We start from the raw sequence: 17,660 nt of genomic DNA, 5'->3' as shown, positions 1-17,660 counted from the left end.
ACGTTTAAAAATTGAGTTCTAAAGATTTTCTATCTTCCACGTTAAATCATTTGGAATAAGATGTTGTAAAACTGATTTTAATGCAGATGCATTATTTCCACTTACAAAACATGAAATACGAAAATTTAAATTTAACCGCTGTTCAAATAATAACTCATTTTTAATCAAAATGCGGGAGGTTTGTCTCGCCACAGCCTGCCCTGAATCAATCGGCTTTAATTTTTCGCCAAAAATATGCTGAATTGCAGGTTTTAAAAATGGATAGTGTGTACAGCCTAAAACCAAGTAATCTGCATTTTGATCGACAGCAGGTTTCAATATTTTTTGTAGGGTTGCCAAACAAGCTTCGCTCATTTGTTCACCTGCTTCAACAAATGGCACTAAATCTAAGCAGGTAATTGGAAGTACCGAAACTTCAGCAGGAATTGCAAAACGCTGAATAACATCTTTAATAAGTTTTCCACGAAAGGTCGCAGGTGTTGCCAATACAGCAACGGTTTTTGTTGTTGTTTGAAGCACCGCAGGTTTAAGTGCAGGAACTAAACCAACAATTGGAAAGTTCTCACCATAATGTTCACGTAAATAATCTAGGCTAAATGCAGATGCTGTATTACAAGCGACAACTGCAACTTTGCAACCTTGTCGATATAACCATTCAATAGCATGTGCTGTCAGTTCACGAATATTCTGATCATCTCGTGGACCATAAGGTACATTGGCTGTATCTGCATAATAAACAATATGTTCATTTGGCAAATATCGTGCGATTTCTATGGCAATAGATAAGCCCCCTACACCTGAGTCAAAAATCCCGATAGGTGCATTCGGCTTAGCCTTAGGCATCGGTTCATTCAAAGGACAAATAGGTTGAATAGCAGACATATCTTTAAATTCAAAAGCACGAAATAAGATGGTTAAAGCTTAAACCTCAGGTGCCTAATTGCAAGTGAAAATCACCACTTTTCAGCAATAAATAAGTTTCACCTTGCTCATTTTCTTGCAACTCGCCCATTTCGACCAAATGAAAAAAAGCAGATCTTTGAATTAATGCATTTATTCCAAAGCGAACATGTACATAAGGACGCAACTCACCTTTATATTCACGCATAAAAATAGGATGTTCTTCATCTAGAATGATTAGATCTTGCGTTGTAGTTTGAAGCTGAATGTATGATTTATTTTCTATTTCAACTAAATCGACTTGATTAACAAATAACGGTTCATCTTCAACCTCTATTTCTATTTGCTCTACAGGCGTTTTTAAATAAAATTTTTCATCTTCTTTCCAAAGTACTGTAGAAAACAAATCAATGAGCGGTTGTCGTTTGATCAATTGACCCTCGTGCCACCATTCACCGTTCGCTTTAATCTGTAGATTCATTGTGCCACAATGCTTTGGGTGCCATTGCTCCAAAGGTGGGATTGACCTTTTGTGACCGGACTGTCCATCTTTTAAGTATTGTGCAATACCCATTAAGTTCTTATTATCGGCAATATCTCGTTTTTTCGTCGGATTTGGTAAATTATTTTGATTAACCATAAATGAATGCCTTACTGACGGAAAAATAATATGATTCAGCCAATTGGCTAGATCACGGATTAAAACTATACTAGCCCACATTATAAAAGACACGATATTTATTTGTGTCTGGGAACAGAATACTCATGGCAGCACCGAATTGAAAAATTACGGATGCCACCTTCGCTACTAATGAGGAGTCCGACATGGAACACATCGAACGTGAATCGATGGAGTTTGACGTAGTAATCGTAGGCGCAGGACCAGCTGGTCTTTCTGCAGCGATTAAAATTCGTCAACTTGCAATTGAAAACAACCTAAATGATCTTTCCGTTTGTGTCGTAGAAAAGGGCTCCGAAGTTGGTGCGCATATTCTTTCTGGTGCTGTGTTAGAACCACGTGCAATCAATGAATTATTTCCAAATTGGAAAGAAGAAGGTGCGCCATTAAATGTTCCTGTAACTACAGATGAAACATACTTCTTAACATCTCCTGAAAAATCTCAATTAGCACCACATTGGATGGTTCCAAAAACCATGCACAATGATGGTAACTATGTCATTTCATTAGGTAACGTTGTTCGTTGGTTAGGTACAAAAGCAGAAGAATTAGAAGTTTCTATTTTCCCTGGTTTTGCAGCTTCAGAAATTCTTTATCACGAAGATGGTACTGTTAAAGGTATTCAAACAGGTGATATGGGTATTGGCAAAGATGGCGAACCTACGCATAACTTTGCCCCTGGTTACGAACTTCATGCGAAATACACTATTTTTGCAGAAGGTTGCCGCGGTCATTTAGGCAAACGCCTTATTGCCAAGTACGACCTAGATAAAAATGTCGATCCGCAACATTACGGTATTGGTATTAAAGAACTTTGGGAAATCGATCCTGCTAAACATAAAGCAGGGACGGTAATGCATGGTGCAGGTTGGCCTTTAAGCGAAACGGGTTCTTCAGGCGGTTGGTGGTTATACCACGCAGAAAACAACCAAGTGACTTTGGGTATGATCGTTGATCTTTCTTACCAAAATCCACACATGTATCCATTCATGGAAATGCAACGTTGGAAAACACATCCACTGATCAAACAATTCCTTGAAGGTGGTAAGCGTATTTCTTATGGCGCACGTGCAGTGGTTAAAGGTGGTTTTAACTCGCTTCCGAAATTCACCTTCCCTGGTGGTTCTTTAATTGGTGATGATGCTGGTTTCTTAAACTTTGCCAAAATTAAAGGCTCACATACGGCTATGAAGTCTGGCATGTTATGTGGCGAAGCAGTATTTGAAGCCATTGCTACCGGTGTTGAAAAAGGTGGTGATCTTTCAGTTGCTCGTGTAACTGAAGGCGAAGATTTCTTTGTAAAAGAGTTAACTACGTACACAGAAAAGTTCAACAACAGTTGGTTAAAAGAAGAGCTTTATAATGCTCGTAACTTTGGCCCTGCAATGCATAAGTTTGGTACATTTGGTGGCGGTGCATTTAATTTCATCGACCAAAACGTATTTAAAGTACCTTTTACCCTACATGACTTAGTGCCTGATTTTAGTGCTCTAAAATCTGTTGATGCTGCGAATGTTAAACCAAACTATCCAAAACCAGATGGTAAGTTAACCTTTGACCGTTTGTCTTCAGTATTTGTATCTAATACCGTACATGAAGAAAACCAACCTGCACATTTAAAACTGACAGATGCTTCTATTCCTGTAAATGTAAACTTACCAAAATGGGACGAGCCTGCTCAGCGCTACTGCCCTGCTGGTGTTTATGAAATTATGGAAGAAAATGACGGTTCTAAGCGTTTCCAAATTAATGCTGCAAACTGTGTTCACTGTAAAACGTGTGATATTAAAGACCCATCACAAAACATTACTTGGATAACACCTGAGGGTGGCGGTGGTCCAAACTATCCGAATATGTAATTCGGATCATCACGCAAGAGAAAAATCCCTGCCAAGTGCAGGGATTTTTTATAACTATCAATTAGGTTTAGCCTTTCTGAACTAAATAATGGAATTCTTTATTACCATTTTCATCTAACTTTTCTTCTTGTAAAAGCAACTCATGACCTAAATGCATACAGAATTTCGGGATATCCCAAGAAGTAGAATTATCTGTTGCGAAGACTTCAACAACATCACCTGATTTAGACTTGCGAATAGCTTGATGCAACATCATGACAGGTTCAGGACAACGTAAACCACGTGTATTTAATTGAATACTGGGTTCAATAGATGAATCAGACATCATAAAACTCAAATTTTTAAACTTTGCATATTCTAGCATAAACAGCGAATTCACTATTCAGGCAATGATGTTGCACATTTGAAATGCATGATGAATAAAATACGAATAAGCAACTATTTAATAGATAGACATCTATATTTTCTTCGGTATGATAAAATTACATTTTTATATATTTTAAGAGTCTTCAGGAAAGATCATGCACGAGGAATCAGGCCCATCGTGGGGAATGCGTGGCTTACGCAAATGGTTAGGAACAGCACCAGAAACTCGCGATGAGCTACTAAAACTAGTATTAGATTCACGTCGTTTTTTAGAACCCGATACAGTTGCAATGCTTGAAGGTGTTTTAGACCTTCCCGCAACAAAAGTTCGCGAAGTCATGACTCCGCGTACAGCGATGATTAGCTTACAAGAAGATGATGAATTACTTGATATTTTACATGTACTTGTAGAGTCAGCACACTCACGTTTTCCTGTATTCTCTTCAGACCAACCCGACAATGTTGTGGGTATTTTATTGGCGAAAGACCTTTTGCCATTTTTAACAGAACCAAATACTAAAGTGGATATTCGCGCACTTATGCGTCAGCCAATATTCGTGCCTGAAAGCGCGCGTTCAGACCAAGTTCTGCGCATGCTTAAGAATACACAAACGCACATTGCAATTGTGATTGATGAATATGGCACAACTTCAGGTTTGGTGACTTTAGAAGATATTCTTGAAGAAATTGTCGGTGAAATTGAAGATGAACACGACAAAATTGACGAGGAAGCGCAATACATTATTCCCGATGAAGACCCTAAAACTGCAAACACATGGATTGTTCAAGCATTAACACCCATTGAACATTTCAACGATGTTCTAAGTGCTGAATTCTCAGATGATGAAGTTGAAACAGTAGGTGGCTTATTACTTCAAGAAATTGGCTTAGTAAGTGATCTCCAAGGTCAAGTTGTCGAAATTGAAGACTGGGAATTTACTATTTTAGAAGCCGATTCACGCACAATTCATCTCATAAGAGCTAAGCATAAATGAGGACATATTTTAATAAATTTTTAAATGCTTCTGAACAACAAAAAGAACTACCCTTTATTTATCCTCTACTGATTGCTTTACTAGCAGGTGGTATTTTTAGTTTTGCCTTAGCACCTTACCATTATTGGTGGCTTGCAATTCTGTCACCTGCTCTACTTTATGCAACCTTACGCCAACGCAATCCTAAACAAGCAATGTTTCTGGGTTGGGCATATGGTTTTGGTATGTGGTTTGTTGGGGCATTTTGGCTTTATACCTCTATCCATGTGTATGGTGATACCAATTCTGTATTAAGCGTACTGATGATTGCGATTATGGCAATCGTCATGGGGCTTTTTACAGCCGTTCAAACATGGATGTACCGTCGATTCTTTCCAGAAACACCCTTAACATTTGCACCACTTTGGGTATTCTTTGAATGGGCAAAAACATGGGTATTTACAGGCTTTCCTTGGCTTTTTGTCGGTTATGCATTTACCGAACGCTTCTTAGATAGCTACGCACCTTTATTTGGTATTTTTGGTGTTTCTTTTGTTGTCATTATTCTTGCTTGTGCTTTAGTTGAAATTATTCAAAAACGTGTTTTTTGGATTATTCCTTCAGCTATTTTATTGCTAGGTGCGTTTGGTGCATCTTACATTCAATTTGTCACACCAAAAAATGAAAAGCCATTATCTGTTTCTTTGGTGCAGGGCAATATTCCTCAAGATCGTAAATGGCTCGAAGAATATCAAGTTAAAACCTTAGAAATCTATAGCCATTTAACGCAAACAGAATGGGGTCGCGACTTAATTGTTTGGCCTGAATCTTCTATTCCAATGCCCCAAACTGAAATTCAGCCCTTTTTAAATGCCATGGAAAATCAGGCAAAAAGTGTTCATTCATCTTGGGTTACAGGTATTATTTATATAGATCCAAAACAATCTCAGCAAGAAAACCAGCTCATGTACTACAACAGTATTATGGCTTCGGGCAATCAAGCTGAAGGACTATATAAAAAGCAACGCTTAGTTCCTTTTGGTGAATACATTCCATTGTCTGGCTTATTGGCTTGGGTTTTACCTTCCATGCAAAATGATCCATCAATGAGTGGTTTTTCTCGTGGTGAAAACAATCAACATGCACTATCGATTAAAAACCATCAATTAGGCGCAGCAATTTGCTATGAAGTTGCCTATCCAAATTTAACTCGTCGTAATGCAGAAAACAGTGATTTCTTAATTACCGTATCGAATGATGCTTGGTTTAAAGGAACTGCGGGCCCACAACAACATTTACAAATGGTACAAATGCGCGCCAAAGAAAATGGTCGTTGGTTTATACGTGCAACCAATACAGGTGTGACTGCTTTTATTAATGAAAAGGGTCAAATTGTTAAGCGAGCACCTATGGATCAATCAATGGTATTACGTGGTGACCTTCCTGCAATGCAAGGTGAAACGCTTTATACACGCTTAAGTGATTGGCCTGTATTGATCTTCTCATTACTTCTGTTGTTATTAGGATTAAAATTCCGACCACGTCATGCAGATGTGTCATTTAAATCTCGTCGTTAAATTATAATTTAACCCTCATAAAAAAAAGCCGAGAACTTATTCTCGGCTTTTTTTAACTTTCTTTTTCTCTTTATAGCTGAGTCACTAAATAAGACATCATCGCAACCAAAGAAAGCATAGGTACATAACGATATAAACCAATAATCCGCTGTTCAAATGCCGTGATTTGTTGTTGTTTTAATTTTAAAACAGTTGCTTGCAATGCAGACCAAAAACTCAAAATAAACAATGAGCTAAACAAGCTTAATGCAAAAAAACCAACCATAATTTGACTACTACCTTCAGTAGATTGCCAAATATGTAAAATGCCTTGACTCAATGGAAGTATGCTTAGAACCAAAAGAACAGACTTCAGCACTGACCAATGAAATTGATTGATTTCATCTGATAATACTAATGCTTTCATACCATTCTCCTTTAGCAAATTGACGATTATGTTGCCATTATGCAAGCTTTAAAATAAATAGAAAGTCTATATTTCTTCATATTTAAACATTATTGTAGCTAACAAACATGGGAATAATTCTTATTATAAATATCAAATAGAAGTTATTATTAAAATTTAATTATTTCAATAATTTAAATAATAATTAAATATTGATATTTATTATCATTTAGACTGGAATTGTATTATCCAATAAACTAAATTGATATATTCCATTAAAAGTAGATATAGAATTATTCTCAATTAATATAAAGCATACTTTTATATTATTTTTCCAATTTAGATGTTCTTTTTGATTTGTATGTGACTGGAATATCCGCTCAAAATACAACCAATCATTTCATACACAAGAAATAAACATATTTTTCTCGTGATAAAACTTGATAAATTATTTATTTGCTATATTATTAACTCAACTAGAAAAATTCTTGTTTAGTAACCTTCTTTAAGTATCGCAGTTTTAGTCATAATCCTTCGTTTTTTCAGATATTAAACTTTATTATTTTTCAAAGTTCTTATCAGCCATGTAATAGTGGCTAAAAGTCAACAAATTTAAGTAGGATGTTATTATGTCTAACACAGTTACTGGTACAGTAAAATGGTTCAACGAAACTAAAGGTTTTGGTTTCATTCAACAAGAATCAGGTCCAGACGTTTTTGCTCATTTCAGCGAAATCGCTAGCTCAGGTTTCAAAACTTTAGCAGAAGGCCAAAAAGTTTCTTTCAGCATCGCTCAAGGTCAAAAAGGCCCGAACGCTGTAAACATCGTTGCTCTTTAATTAGCAGCATGTAAAAAAAAGCACTTTATAGTGCTTTTTTTTTGCCTGTTATAAAGCTAAATATTAATTTTAATCCCCTCTTTCACATATCCCCATCACAACTGCTCAAAATAATTAATTTTTCTTTGTAATGTTGCATCTAAGCACTAAAATAATTCATAGTCATGACCAACAATATCTAAATTACATCTTCTAAAAATGTAGTGTCTTCTATAAAAGGACAGAATCGAGCATTATGCAAAACACCTATTCAAGCAGTTCAGCCCCTCTTCGTATTCGCGTAGCTGTGCCTGTTTATTTATATGATTGTTTTGATTACATGCTCAGCCCTGAACAATATCAACAAGCTGAAATTGGTTCACGTGTTTTGGTTTCATTTGGTCGCCAGAATTTAGTGGGCATCATTATGGAAAAACTCCCATTAGATGCACCTACAGATTCTAAATTTAAGCTAAAAGCCATTACTGAGCTATTAGATGATCATGCAATTTTAGATGCCAAGACTTTAAAACTTATGGCGTGGTCTGCTCAATATTACCAATTTCCAATTGGTGAAGTTATGCAAGCAGCATTACCAACCTTATTACGCCAAGGTAAACCAGCCGACATTCTTGCACGGGTTTGGAATCTTTTAGATTTTGATGCCGAAAACAAACTTAAACGCTCTGAAAAACAACAAGAAGCCTATAAAATTTTAAAGCTACATCCAGTAGCAACAACTGAAAATATTCTCAATTTAGCAGGCGTTGAAACCAGCACATTAAAAGCTTTAGAGAAAAAGCAAATTTGTGAATGTGTTTTAGAAAAGCAAGATCAAACACCTATGCCAATGAGCATGGCACAAATGCCTTTAACCGCAAATGAAGATCAGAAATATGCGATTGATACCGTTTTAAAATATCAAAATAAATATCAAGCTTTTCTACTCGATGGATTAACAGGTAGTGGTAAAACCGAAGTTTATTTGCAAATCATGCAAGAGGTTTTAAAGAAAGGGAAGCAAGTTTTAGTTTTAGTGCCTGAAATTGGCTTAACACCTCAAACAGTAAGCCGTTTCCAATCTCGCTTTCATTGCAACATTGCCCTTTTACATTCCGGACTTAATGATTCCAAACGCCTACAAGCTTGGCAACATGCTCAATCTGGCAAAGCTTCTATTATTTTAGGCACACGTTCGGCAATTTATACACCGCTTCCAAATTTAGGTTTAATTATTCTAGATGAAGAACATGATCTTTCATTTAAGCAACAAGAAGGTTTTCGCTATCACGCACGTGATGTTGCTTTATATCGTGCACATTTAGAAAGCTGTCCAATTGTTTTAGGCTCTGCAACACCTAGTATTGAAAGTTATGCTTTGGTTGATCAAGGTAAAATGCAAAAGCTTGAGCTAAATCAACGTGCAGGTGCGGCTATAATGCCTAAAATCCATGTACTCGATTTAAAGATTGCACAAAAACAACATGGTATTAGCCAAGTTTTAATTCAAGAAATACAAAGAAAATTAGAAAAAAAAGAACAGGTTTTAATTTTCTTAAACCGTCGTGGTTATGCGCCTGTTCTTATTTGCGATAGCTGTGCTTGGCAAGCAAAATGCCCAAATTGCGATGCTAATTTCACTCTACACAATAAGCCTTACCCACATTTGCATTGTCATCATTGTGGGACTATTCATCGTAAACCTGACCAATGTCCGCAATGTAATCATACCGAACTCAAACCTATTGGTATGGGAACAGCAAAAGTGGAAGATCATTTAAATGAATTATTTCCAAATTTTGATGTCATTCGCGTAGATCGTGACTCAACAAGTCGTGTTGGAAGTTGGCAAAAAATTTATGATCGAATTCAAACGAGCGAACCTGTTATTTTGCTCGGAACACAAATGCTGGCAAAAGGTCATCATTTTCCATATGTCACCTTGGTTGCTATTTTAGATATCGACTCAGGCTTGCTCAGTGTAGATTTCCGCGCACCTGAACGCACAGCACAACTCATTGTTCAAGTTTCAGGTCGTGCAGGTCGTGGAGAACATAAAGGCGATGTTTACCTGCAAACTTTACGACCAGACCATCCGCTGTTAAACACACTTGTTCAAGAAGATTATCGCAAATTTGCACAGCAAACTTTAGCTGAACGTAAAATGGCTTTACTCCCTCCTGCACGTTATTCGGCTTTAATTCGATGTGAATCTAAAAGCCAAGACATCAATCAAGATTTTTTAAAACAATATGCACAATTGCTTCGTGATAATTCTGAAAACTTAATTGATATTTGGGGACCTATTCCTGCTCCTATGGAACGTAAAGCAGGACGCTTCCAAGCACATATGGTGTTGTTATCTACAGACAGAGCGCGTTTGCATTTTTATATTCGCCAATGGTGGCAAAATATGTTGCAACAAAAGCCATCAGGTATGAAACTAAGTCTAGATATAGACCCGCAAGAACTCAGCTAATTTAATAGTAAATCTATCTATAACTTTTAGGACAGCGCATGTCATTACTGTTGCAATTTACCATTTTCCTTGGAGCATCCTTAATTTTTGTGCCTTTGCTCAAGCGGTTTGGCATTGCAGCAGTTTTAGGTTATTTATTTACAGGTATTTTGCTCGGACCTAGCGTATTTAATATCGCAAGCGATCCTGAATCTATTAAACAATTGGCTGAGTTTGGTGTCATCCTACTCATGTTCATCATTGGCTTAGAATTACGCCCACAAAGGTTATGGGAACTACGTAAATCTATTTTTGTCATTGGTAGTACACAAGTTGGATTAACAGGCATTTTACTCGCACTTATTGCGATGTTTGTCCTACAACAAAGTTTTGCTTCAAGTATTGTGATTGGCTTTGCTTTGGCTTTATCTTCAACTGCTTTTGCACTTCAATTACTCAGTGAAAAACAAGAACTCAATACCACTTACGGGCAGCAGTCTTTTTCGATTTTGCTTTTTCAAGATATTGCAGCAATCCCCCTCATTGCCATTATTCCTCTCCTTGCAGGTAACGATTCCGTTCATCATGGCGTTGCGTATTTTGCAGCGATTATTGCAACCTTTACGGGTTTATTTTTATTTAGCCGTTATTTGATGCGTCCATTTTTCCGCTTTGTTGCAAAAAGTGGAGCAAATGAACTAATTACAGCAGTCGGACTATTTATTATTCTTGCCGTTGTATCGTTAATGGATGTTTTAGGTATTAGCACCACGCTTGGCGCATTCTTAACAGGCGTATTGCTTGCAGATTCCGAATTCCGCCATGAGTTAGAAGCAAGTATTGCTCCCTTTAAAGGCTTATTACTCGGTCTATTCTTTATGACTGTAGGTATGACCACACAATTGTCTTTATTGATTGATATGCCTTGGCTGATTATTGGTGGAACACTCATCCTACTCATCATCAAATTGCTTTCACTAACTGCTATTGCAAGATATTTCCAATATTCATGGCGCAATAGTTTATTACTTGCAACTTGCTTAGCCCAAGGCGGTGAATTTGCATTTGTGGTCTTTAATGTCGCTCTAAGTGAGCATGTGCTTAGTCAGACAATGATTCAGCCCTTAGTTCTCATCGTGACATTATCTATGGTGCTTACCCCAATTTTATATTGGTTCATCAACCGTTTTATTGTTCCCCTATTCGATAAAAAAGTCGCACCCATTTACGATGAAATTCCAAATACAGATAATCCAATGATTATTGCGGGCTTTGGTCGTTTTGGACAAATCATCGCACGTGTTGCGCATTTACAACACCTGCCATTTACAGCCATTGATATTAGTTTAGAAAAAGTAGATTTCGTTAGAAAATATGGAGGCAAAGTCTATTATGGCGATGCCACACAACCTGAAATTTTACGTGCTTCAGGCATTGAACATGCCAAAGTTTTTGTTCTTGCTATCGATGATATTGAAGATTCAATGAATGTTGCACGTCATATTCGCCTCAACTATCCAGATTTAAAAATATTAGTTCGCGCAAGAGACCGCCATCATGTGCATTTATTAAGAGATTTGGGCGTTGAACATATTTGGCGTGAAACCTATTTATCTTCTTTAGGTATGGCATATCGAGTACTGTGCGATTTAGGTATTAGCGAAAGCGATGCTTACAAAAGCATTGAGCTTTTTCGTGATTTCGATGAAAAAGCATTGGCACAACAACAACGTGTTTATACAGATGAAGAGAAAGTGTATGAGTCGCATCGCAATGCGCTTGCTGAACTTGAACATCTATTTGAAAGTGATGCACTTGTACGAGAAGCACCAACAGGTGTCGATTTAAAACGTGGCTTAGAAGCCAATCGAATTGATGTTACTCGTGATGAATCGAAGTGACTTGTGTTTTAGAATATCGTCACCATTAAGACAGGGTTATGGAGAAATTTATGTCTGATTTACGTCAACGCTTTTATATTGAAGATAGCCCTATTCGTGGTGAAGTCGTTCATCTTGAAGAAGCTTTGCAAACTATTCTTGCTCAACGCGACTATGCAAAGGCAATTCAAATTTTACTTGGTGAAATGCTAAGTGCGACTGCACTACTTGCAAGTACTTTAAAAATTAAAGGACGTATTAGCCTTCAAATTCAAGCCTCAGGCACACTAAAATGGGCAATGGCTGAATGCAACCATTTAGGTGAAGTTCGCGCTTTAGCAGACTATGAATCGGATCCTATTTTTGAACAAGCAGAAGATAGCAGTACCGTATTAAAAACATTAGTCAGCCCTGTTCTATTTATTAATATTGAACCTGAATTTGGTGAACGCTACCAAGGTATTGTTCCGTTAGATAAACCAGATTTAGCAAGCTGCTTAATGCAATATTACGACTTGTCGGCACAAATTCCGACTTGTATTGCTTTAGGTAGCGACGGTCAACGTTCAGGTGGTTTACTGATTCAATTGTTACCACGTAACAATGAAGAAGAACAAAAAATGGTTGATGAAGACCTATGGCCTCGCCTAACCATGTTAACTTCAACTTTAAAAACAGAAGAATTAACAAGCTTAGATGCGACAGAAATTTTATATCGTTTATATAACGAAGAAGAAGTACGCTTACCCGATGCTGAACAACTTAAATTTGGCTGCACATGCTCAAAAGAACGCTGCGAAACAGCACTTGTACAGATTGGTATAGATGCTGTAAGAGAAACGCTTGAACATCAAAATCCAATTGCAATGGATTGCCAGTTCTGTAACTCACAGTACCAATTTACAGCAGAGCAAGCTTTAGCACTTTTTGGTGAGCATTTAAGTTAATGTATTAAATTCTATTTTTAAGAAAAAAGGATGATTTATATCATCCTTTTTTATTTATATAAAACAAATTCATACATTATTATTTACAGATAGAAAAACACTTTAATAGATGAAATACCACATATTGCAGTACCGTTGGTCGTAATCTCGCTTCAGCAAAATATTCAATCAACTTGAAAAACCTCAGGTAAATTTTTTTGTCACATTTAGAAACAATAAGGTACAGTTCTGCAATACTGTAATATGTAAAAATCACTTAATAATAAATCAAATTCAGACAATTTCATGTCATACCAACTTAACTTAAATGACTTATTAGAAGAGTAAAAAATTTGGTTTTAATGCTGACATATTCATAACGAATGTGTCTTCCCTGTCACTCAGATGAGGATATAAATGGCTTATGAACACGAAAGAATGTAATAAAAAACTAAAAAATATGTTTCCCGAGTTTCGAGACATTATACAAAAGCTACGTGAAGATAATGCGCATTTTGCAAAAATGTTCGAAGATCATGAAATCTTAGATAAAGAAATTAATCAACTTGAACAGAATCCTGTAAATTTGATTAATGATTCAATAGAAAGCTTAAAACGCCAAAAATTAAAAATTAAAGATGAAATGTATCGACTACTATGCAATTTTAAACCTGAACTAAATGTCTAAATTACATTGACTATTTCATTGTAAAAAGTGAACGACTCAAATCAAACTGTACATCAAATTCAATAGATGTGCAGTTTCTTATTTATTGAAACAAATAAAAATCAATCACTTATATTTGGTGAGCTTTTCCACTGTTTTAAGTGTTTCTTTGACCGTTTGTTTAATGGGCATTTCATCTAAAAACCAAAACAAATTCATATGCTGATCTTTATGTTGTTGTGCAAGCATATCAATGACACTTCTTTCCCCTCGCCCAACCAAATGACGACGATAAAAATAGTAAAGCAATAACAATGTTGTCATAAGCATAATGCCCAACATAATCCAAAACCCCGTTGGCGATTTAAGCCCAGGAATGAACACAAAATTCATTCCATAGATTCCTGTTAATAAGGTTAAAGGTGCAAAAACTGCTGTAATAATGGCAAGAATTCGCATGTTTTCATTGGTCTGATTGGCAACCGCAGAAAAATGTAAATCTATGGCAGCCTGAACCGCACTGCGTAAACGTGTGGTATGTTTTTGGATTCGCTCAATATGACTCGACAAATCATCCATACGAACCAAAATAATATCTTGCTTTTCACTACGCTTTTTTGCTTTTAAATGACTGTAATTTTCTACTATTTCATCTCGTAACTCTTGCAGGCATTCAATTTGCTCTTCACATAAATTTTCAATTTGTTGAAAAGCCATATTTTCTTGTAATAGCTGATGCCATTTTGTAAATCTACGATGCCCTTGTAATAGCTCTTGCTGCCAATGTTCAATTCTTCGCGTTAAAGGCACTCTTAAATCTAGATATCCATCTACCATTGCATTTAATAATCTAAGGGATAAATCCAAAGGCATATTGGGTAATTTTCGTGGCTTGTTTTGCTCCTCAACAGCTTTGGCAGAAATGGTTTCTATACGCTGAACATAACTTTCAAATGCCTTATTACCAAGCTCTCGAACCGTAATTAGAACCTGAGATGTCATAATAAAACTAATCGGTGTCGTACTTAGCCCAAATATTTTTTCATGTACTTCAAGTGATTTTTCATCTGTTTTAATTTGGTCATCGGGTGTAATCAATTTCCTAAAAATCAGTAAATCGTAATCATCCATCGTATCAAAAGTACATGGATGATCTAAATTTAAAATATCTTTTAGATGATATTCATTTGTCCGAATACCACTACATTCAAATATTTCTTGTTGCCAAAACTCAGACCTACTTACAACATCTTCACGTGTACAATCTACCCATATAAATTCAGGCTCTAAAACTTGATCTCGTTCTTTTTTAACATAAATGGTTTGTAATTCAGGATGTAGATAAAAATAATAGGTCTGCATAAATTCACTCGTTGAATATATGATTTGCTTTAACTTATTGTTCGATCATAAATTATTTTAAAAAAATGATCTGTTACTTTAAATCTATATTTTTCAAAACCAACAATACCAACACTTAAAATCTTGATTAAATTAAATAAAAATAAAATTCATCAAACTTACATTCTAGTAACATAATCACTTATATTTGTTATGCCTTTTCTAAACCAAAATGCTAATCTTGAATTATAGAGATAAATATACATAGCCTATATGCAGTGTATAGGCATAATTTTCTAGCTCGATGAGGTAATGCAATGTTTCCAGAATATCGTTCATTAATTAGTAAACTCAAACAAGATAACGCTCACTTTTCAAAAGTTTTTGAAGAACACAATGCCATTGATCATGAAATTCTTCGCTTAGAAAAAGACCCAATCACAAGTAATATCAATGAAATAGACCTATTAAAAAGAAAGAAACTCAAACTAAAGGATGAACTTTACATCATGCTTAAACAAGCAGAAACCACGACTGAATAACATCACTTAAAACAAAAAAAAGCCCGCATAACGCGGGCTTTTTTTCAAACAATTAAAACATTGAGCAATTATGCTTGCTCAATATCTTTCATTGTTAATTTAATACGGCCACGGTTATCTACATCCGCAACTTGTACTTTAATTTCCTGACCTTCTTTCAACACGTCTGCAACGTTCGCAATGCGTTCGTTAGAGATTTGAGAAATATGAAGTAAACCATCAGTACCTGGAAGAATATTTACAAACGCACCAAACTCAACGATACGGATAACTTTACCTACATAAAGTGTACCAGGTTCGATTTCAGCAGTAAGCGCTTGAATTTTCGCAACCGCAGCAGCTGCAGCTGCTTTAGTTTCACCGAATACGCGAACTGTACCGTTATCTTCGATATCGATTGCAGCTTTAGTTTCTTCAGTGATTGCACGAATAGTCGCGCCGCCTTTACCGATTACATCACGGATTTTATCCGGATTGATGTTAATCACTTGGAAAGTTGGTGCATGCATTGAAATTTCAGGACGCGCACGTGAAATCACTTGGTTCATCTCGTTCAAGATGTGCATACGACCAGCATAAGCTTGGTTTAATGCAGATTCCATGATCTCTTCAGTGATACCTTCAATTTTGATGTCCATTTGAAGTGCAGTAATACCGTTTGCAGAACCTGCCACTTTAAAGTCCATGTCGCCTAAGTGATCTTCATCACCTAAGATGTCAGAAAGAACTGCGAAACGCTCGCCTTCTTTCACTAGACCCATTGCGATACCCGCAACTGGTGCTTTAAGTGGAACACCTGCATCCATAAGTGATAGAGAAGCACCACATACAGAAGCCATTGAAGACGAACCGTTAGATTCAGTGATGTCAGATACGATACGAATCACGTACGGGAAGCGGTCAGCTGCAGGAAGAACTGCTTGAACACCACGACGAGCCAAACGACCGTGACCAATTTCACGACGTTTAGGACCAGATTCACGACCAGTTTCACCTACAGAGTATGCAGGGAAGTTATAGTGAAGCATGAAGTTGTCAGTTTTTGTACCTGCAAGGGTATCAACCATCAACGCATCACGTGTATTACCAAGTGTAGTTGTCACTAACGCTTGAGTTTCACCACGTGTAAATAATGCAGAACCGTGCGCACGACCTAATACGCCAACTTGAACGTCAATTGCACGTACAGTTTTAGTATCACGACCATCAATACGTGGCTTACCAGACAAAATGTTGTCACGTACTGTACGGTATTTTAAGTCTTCAAATAATTCGTCAACTTCAGCAGCAATGCCAGTTTCGTCTTCTTCAGGAACAAACTGCGCAACAGCTTCTGCGTGAAGTGCATCTAATGCTGCATAACGGTCTTGTTTTACCGCAATCGTGTATGCTTCAGAGATTTTCGCTTCAAATGCTTCTTTCAATTGAGCAAGAAGTGCTTCATTTTTAACTGGAGCAACCCAAGTTGACTCAACCGCGCCTGCTGCTGCTGCAAATTCTTTAATCGCTTGAATTGCGATTTGCATTTCGTCATGACCGAAAAGTACAGCGCCAAGCATTTGATCTTCTGAAAGCTCTTTAGCTTCAGACTCAACCATCAATACTGCAGCTTCAGTACCTGCCACAACAAGATCAAGATCAGATTCTTTTAATTGTTCGTGGTTCGGGTTAAGAATGTATTCGCCATTGATTAAACCAACACGCGCACCCGCAATTGGACCACGGAATGGAACACCTGCAATTGACATTGCAGCTGAAGTACCCAACATTGCAGCAATGTCAGCATCCATTGTTTTATCAGAAGAAATAACAGTCGCTGTTACTTGAATTTCATTGTAGAAACCTTCTGGGAACAATGGACGAATTGGACGGTCAATAAGACGTGAAATTAAAGTTTCAGATTCAGACTGACGGCCTTCGCGCTTACCATAACCACCTGGGATACGACCTGCAGCATATTGTTTTTCTTGATAGTTAACTGTAAGTGGGAAGAAATCTTGACCCGCTTTAGCTTTTGGTTGTGCAACGATTGCAACAAGTACAGTCACGCCACCCATTGTAATCACAACAGTATTCGCTTGACGTGCAACGCGACCTGTCTCTAATACAACTTGGTGTTGACCAAATTGAAACTCTTTACGAATAATATTAAACATAGACATGTATTTTTGTTTCCCGAAATTATTCTAGTGGAGACCCCTAAGGTTTGGCATTCACAGCAACTCAATAGTTCTGAAGCATAAATGACAAAGCTTAGAAGCCGACCTCACCAGAATCAAACATACTAA

General features: G+C 36.8%; 15 protein-coding genes. 9 read left to right on the top strand and 6 right to left on the bottom strand.

The window, feature by feature from the left end; genetic code table 11:
- Positions 1-18: 18 nt before the first annotated feature.
- Both murI and GTK57_RS07725 read right to left on the bottom strand, forming a co-directional pair.
- A complete protein-coding gene (murI, locus tag GTK57_RS07730; RefSeq protein ID WP_163122349.1) occupies positions 19-882 on the bottom strand; it encodes a glutamate racemase in 864 nt (287 codons plus the stop codon).
- 46 nt (positions 883-928) lie between these two features.
- Positions 929-1,540, bottom strand: a complete 612-nt coding sequence (locus GTK57_RS07725) for a DUF1285 domain-containing protein (protein WP_163122347.1) — start codon at positions 1,538-1,540, stop codon at positions 929-931.
- Between the two features lie 185 nt (positions 1,541-1,725).
- On the opposite strand from GTK57_RS07725, the gene GTK57_RS07720 reads away from it, so the two are divergent.
- Positions 1,726-3,438: an electron transfer flavoprotein-ubiquinone oxidoreductase gene (locus GTK57_RS07720; RefSeq protein ID WP_163122345.1), complete on the top strand. Its 1,713-nt coding sequence runs from the start codon at positions 1,726-1,728 to the stop codon at positions 3,436-3,438.
- A gap of 67 nt (positions 3,439-3,505) precedes the next feature.
- Here the strand turns inward: GTK57_RS07720 and tusA are convergent, their stop codons facing one another.
- The gene (tusA, locus tag GTK57_RS07715; RefSeq protein WP_152874879.1) at positions 3,506-3,763 is read right to left on the bottom strand and encodes a sulfurtransferase TusA; all 258 of its coding nucleotides are present in this window, start codon (positions 3,761-3,763) and stop codon (positions 3,506-3,508) included.
- A gap of 196 nt (positions 3,764-3,959) precedes the next feature.
- Between tusA and GTK57_RS07710 the strand changes: the two genes are divergently transcribed.
- Both GTK57_RS07710 and lnt read left to right on the top strand, forming a co-directional pair.
- A complete protein-coding gene (locus tag GTK57_RS07710; protein ID WP_152874877.1) occupies positions 3,960-4,799 on the top strand; it encodes an HlyC/CorC family transporter in 840 nt (279 codons plus the stop codon).
- Positions 4,796-6,355, top strand: a complete 1,560-nt coding sequence (lnt, locus tag GTK57_RS07705; protein WP_163122343.1) for an apolipoprotein N-acyltransferase — start codon at positions 4,796-4,798, stop codon at positions 6,353-6,355. The genes GTK57_RS07710 and lnt overlap by 4 nt, the downstream gene beginning before the upstream one ends.
- 70 nt (positions 6,356-6,425) lie before the next feature.
- Here lnt and GTK57_RS07700 read toward each other — a convergent pair whose 3' ends face one another.
- Positions 6,426-6,761, bottom strand: a complete 336-nt coding sequence (locus GTK57_RS07700) for a hypothetical protein (RefSeq protein ID WP_152874873.1) — start codon at positions 6,759-6,761, stop codon at positions 6,426-6,428.
- A 608-nt stretch (positions 6,762-7,369) separates the two neighbouring features.
- Here GTK57_RS07700 and GTK57_RS07695 point away from each other — a divergent pair.
- The 5 genes from GTK57_RS07695 to GTK57_RS07675 all read left to right on the top strand — a co-directional run bounded on the left by GTK57_RS07695 (position 7,370) and on the right by GTK57_RS07675 (position 13,510).
- Complete coding sequence (locus GTK57_RS07695) at positions 7,370-7,579, top strand: cold-shock protein (protein WP_152874872.1); 210 nt, start codon at positions 7,370-7,372, stop codon at positions 7,577-7,579.
- A gap of 235 nt (positions 7,580-7,814) precedes the next feature.
- Positions 7,815-10,037: a primosomal protein N' gene (locus GTK57_RS07690; protein ID WP_163122341.1), complete on the top strand. Its 2,223-nt coding sequence runs from the start codon at positions 7,815-7,817 to the stop codon at positions 10,035-10,037.
- Between the two features lie 38 nt (positions 10,038-10,075).
- Positions 10,076-11,917 (top strand): monovalent cation:proton antiporter-2 (CPA2) family protein, encoded by a 1,842-nt coding sequence (locus GTK57_RS07685; RefSeq protein ID WP_152874869.1) that lies wholly within the window; start codon positions 10,076-10,078, stop codon positions 11,915-11,917.
- Between the two features lie 50 nt (positions 11,918-11,967).
- Positions 11,968-12,843, top strand: coding sequence for an Hsp33 family molecular chaperone HslO (gene hslO / locus GTK57_RS07680; RefSeq protein WP_163122339.1), 876 nt, complete (start codon positions 11,968-11,970; stop codon positions 12,841-12,843).
- 403 nt (positions 12,844-13,246) lie between these two features.
- On the top strand, positions 13,247-13,510 hold the full coding sequence (locus GTK57_RS07675; protein ID WP_163122337.1) for a YdcH family protein: 264 nt from the start codon (positions 13,247-13,249) through the stop codon (positions 13,508-13,510).
- A gap of 105 nt (positions 13,511-13,615) precedes the next feature.
- Here the strand turns inward: GTK57_RS07675 and GTK57_RS07670 are convergent, their stop codons facing one another.
- Positions 13,616-14,851, bottom strand: coding sequence for a magnesium transporter CorA family protein (locus tag GTK57_RS07670; protein WP_163122334.1), 1,236 nt, complete (start codon positions 14,849-14,851; stop codon positions 13,616-13,618).
- A gap of 296 nt (positions 14,852-15,147) precedes the next feature.
- On the opposite strand from GTK57_RS07670, the gene GTK57_RS07665 reads away from it, so the two are divergent.
- Positions 15,148-15,372, top strand: a complete 225-nt coding sequence (locus tag GTK57_RS07665) for a YdcH family protein (RefSeq protein ID WP_152874861.1) — start codon at positions 15,148-15,150, stop codon at positions 15,370-15,372.
- Positions 15,373-15,440: 68 nt separating this feature from the next.
- On the opposite strand, the gene pnp is transcribed toward GTK57_RS07665, so the two are convergent.
- Positions 15,441-17,528, bottom strand: a complete 2,088-nt coding sequence (gene pnp, locus GTK57_RS07660) for a polyribonucleotide nucleotidyltransferase (protein ID WP_171522159.1) — start codon at positions 17,526-17,528, stop codon at positions 15,441-15,443.
- Positions 17,529-17,660 lie beyond the last annotated feature (132 nt).

It is taken from the genome of Acinetobacter portensis (genome assembly GCF_010646905.1).
GTDB lineage: Bacteria > Pseudomonadota > Gammaproteobacteria > Pseudomonadales > Moraxellaceae > Acinetobacter > Acinetobacter portensis.
The sequence above is the reverse complement of the archived record's forward strand: the minus strand, read 5'-3'. Positions and strand labels throughout refer to the sequence as shown.

What these genes read in the sequence shown, in the direction of transcription:
- GTK57_RS07685 (WP_152874869.1), top strand. Translation starts at nt 10,076, where the DNA reads ATGTCATTACTGTTGCAATTTACCATTTTCCTTGGAGCATCCTTAATT.
- GTK57_RS07725 (WP_163122347.1), bottom strand. Translation starts at nt 1,540, where the DNA reads ATGGTTAATCAAAATAATTTACCAAATCCGACGAAAAAACGAGATATT.
- GTK57_RS07720 (WP_163122345.1), top strand. Translation starts at nt 1,726, where the DNA reads ATGGAACACATCGAACGTGAATCGATGGAGTTTGACGTAGTAATCGTA.
- tusA (WP_152874879.1), bottom strand. Translation starts at nt 3,763, where the DNA reads ATGTCTGATTCATCTATTGAACCCAGTATTCAATTAAATACACGTGGT.
- lnt (WP_163122343.1), top strand. Translation starts at nt 4,796, where the DNA reads ATGAGGACATATTTTAATAAATTTTTAAATGCTTCTGAACAACAAAAA.
- GTK57_RS07695 (WP_152874872.1), top strand. Translation starts at nt 7,370, where the DNA reads ATGTCTAACACAGTTACTGGTACAGTAAAATGGTTCAACGAAACTAAA.
- GTK57_RS07710 (WP_152874877.1), top strand. Translation starts at nt 3,960, where the DNA reads ATGCACGAGGAATCAGGCCCATCGTGGGGAATGCGTGGCTTACGCAAA.
- GTK57_RS07670 (WP_163122334.1), bottom strand. Translation starts at nt 14,851, where the DNA reads ATGCAGACCTATTATTTTTATCTACATCCTGAATTACAAACCATTTAT.
- hslO (WP_163122339.1), top strand. Translation starts at nt 11,968, where the DNA reads ATGTCTGATTTACGTCAACGCTTTTATATTGAAGATAGCCCTATTCGT.
- GTK57_RS07700 (WP_152874873.1), bottom strand. Translation starts at nt 6,761, where the DNA reads ATGAAAGCATTAGTATTATCAGATGAAATCAATCAATTTCATTGGTCA.
- pnp (WP_171522159.1), bottom strand. Translation starts at nt 17,528, where the DNA reads ATGTTTAATATTATTCGTAAAGAGTTTCAATTTGGTCAACACCAAGTT.
- GTK57_RS07675 (WP_163122337.1), top strand. Translation starts at nt 13,247, where the DNA reads ATGAACACGAAAGAATGTAATAAAAAACTAAAAAATATGTTTCCCGAG.
- GTK57_RS07665 (WP_152874861.1), top strand. Translation starts at nt 15,148, where the DNA reads ATGTTTCCAGAATATCGTTCATTAATTAGTAAACTCAAACAAGATAAC.
- GTK57_RS07690 (WP_163122341.1), top strand. Translation starts at nt 7,815, where the DNA reads ATGCAAAACACCTATTCAAGCAGTTCAGCCCCTCTTCGTATTCGCGTA.
- murI (WP_163122349.1), bottom strand. Translation starts at nt 882, where the DNA reads ATGTCTGCTATTCAACCTATTTGTCCTTTGAATGAACCGATGCCTAAG.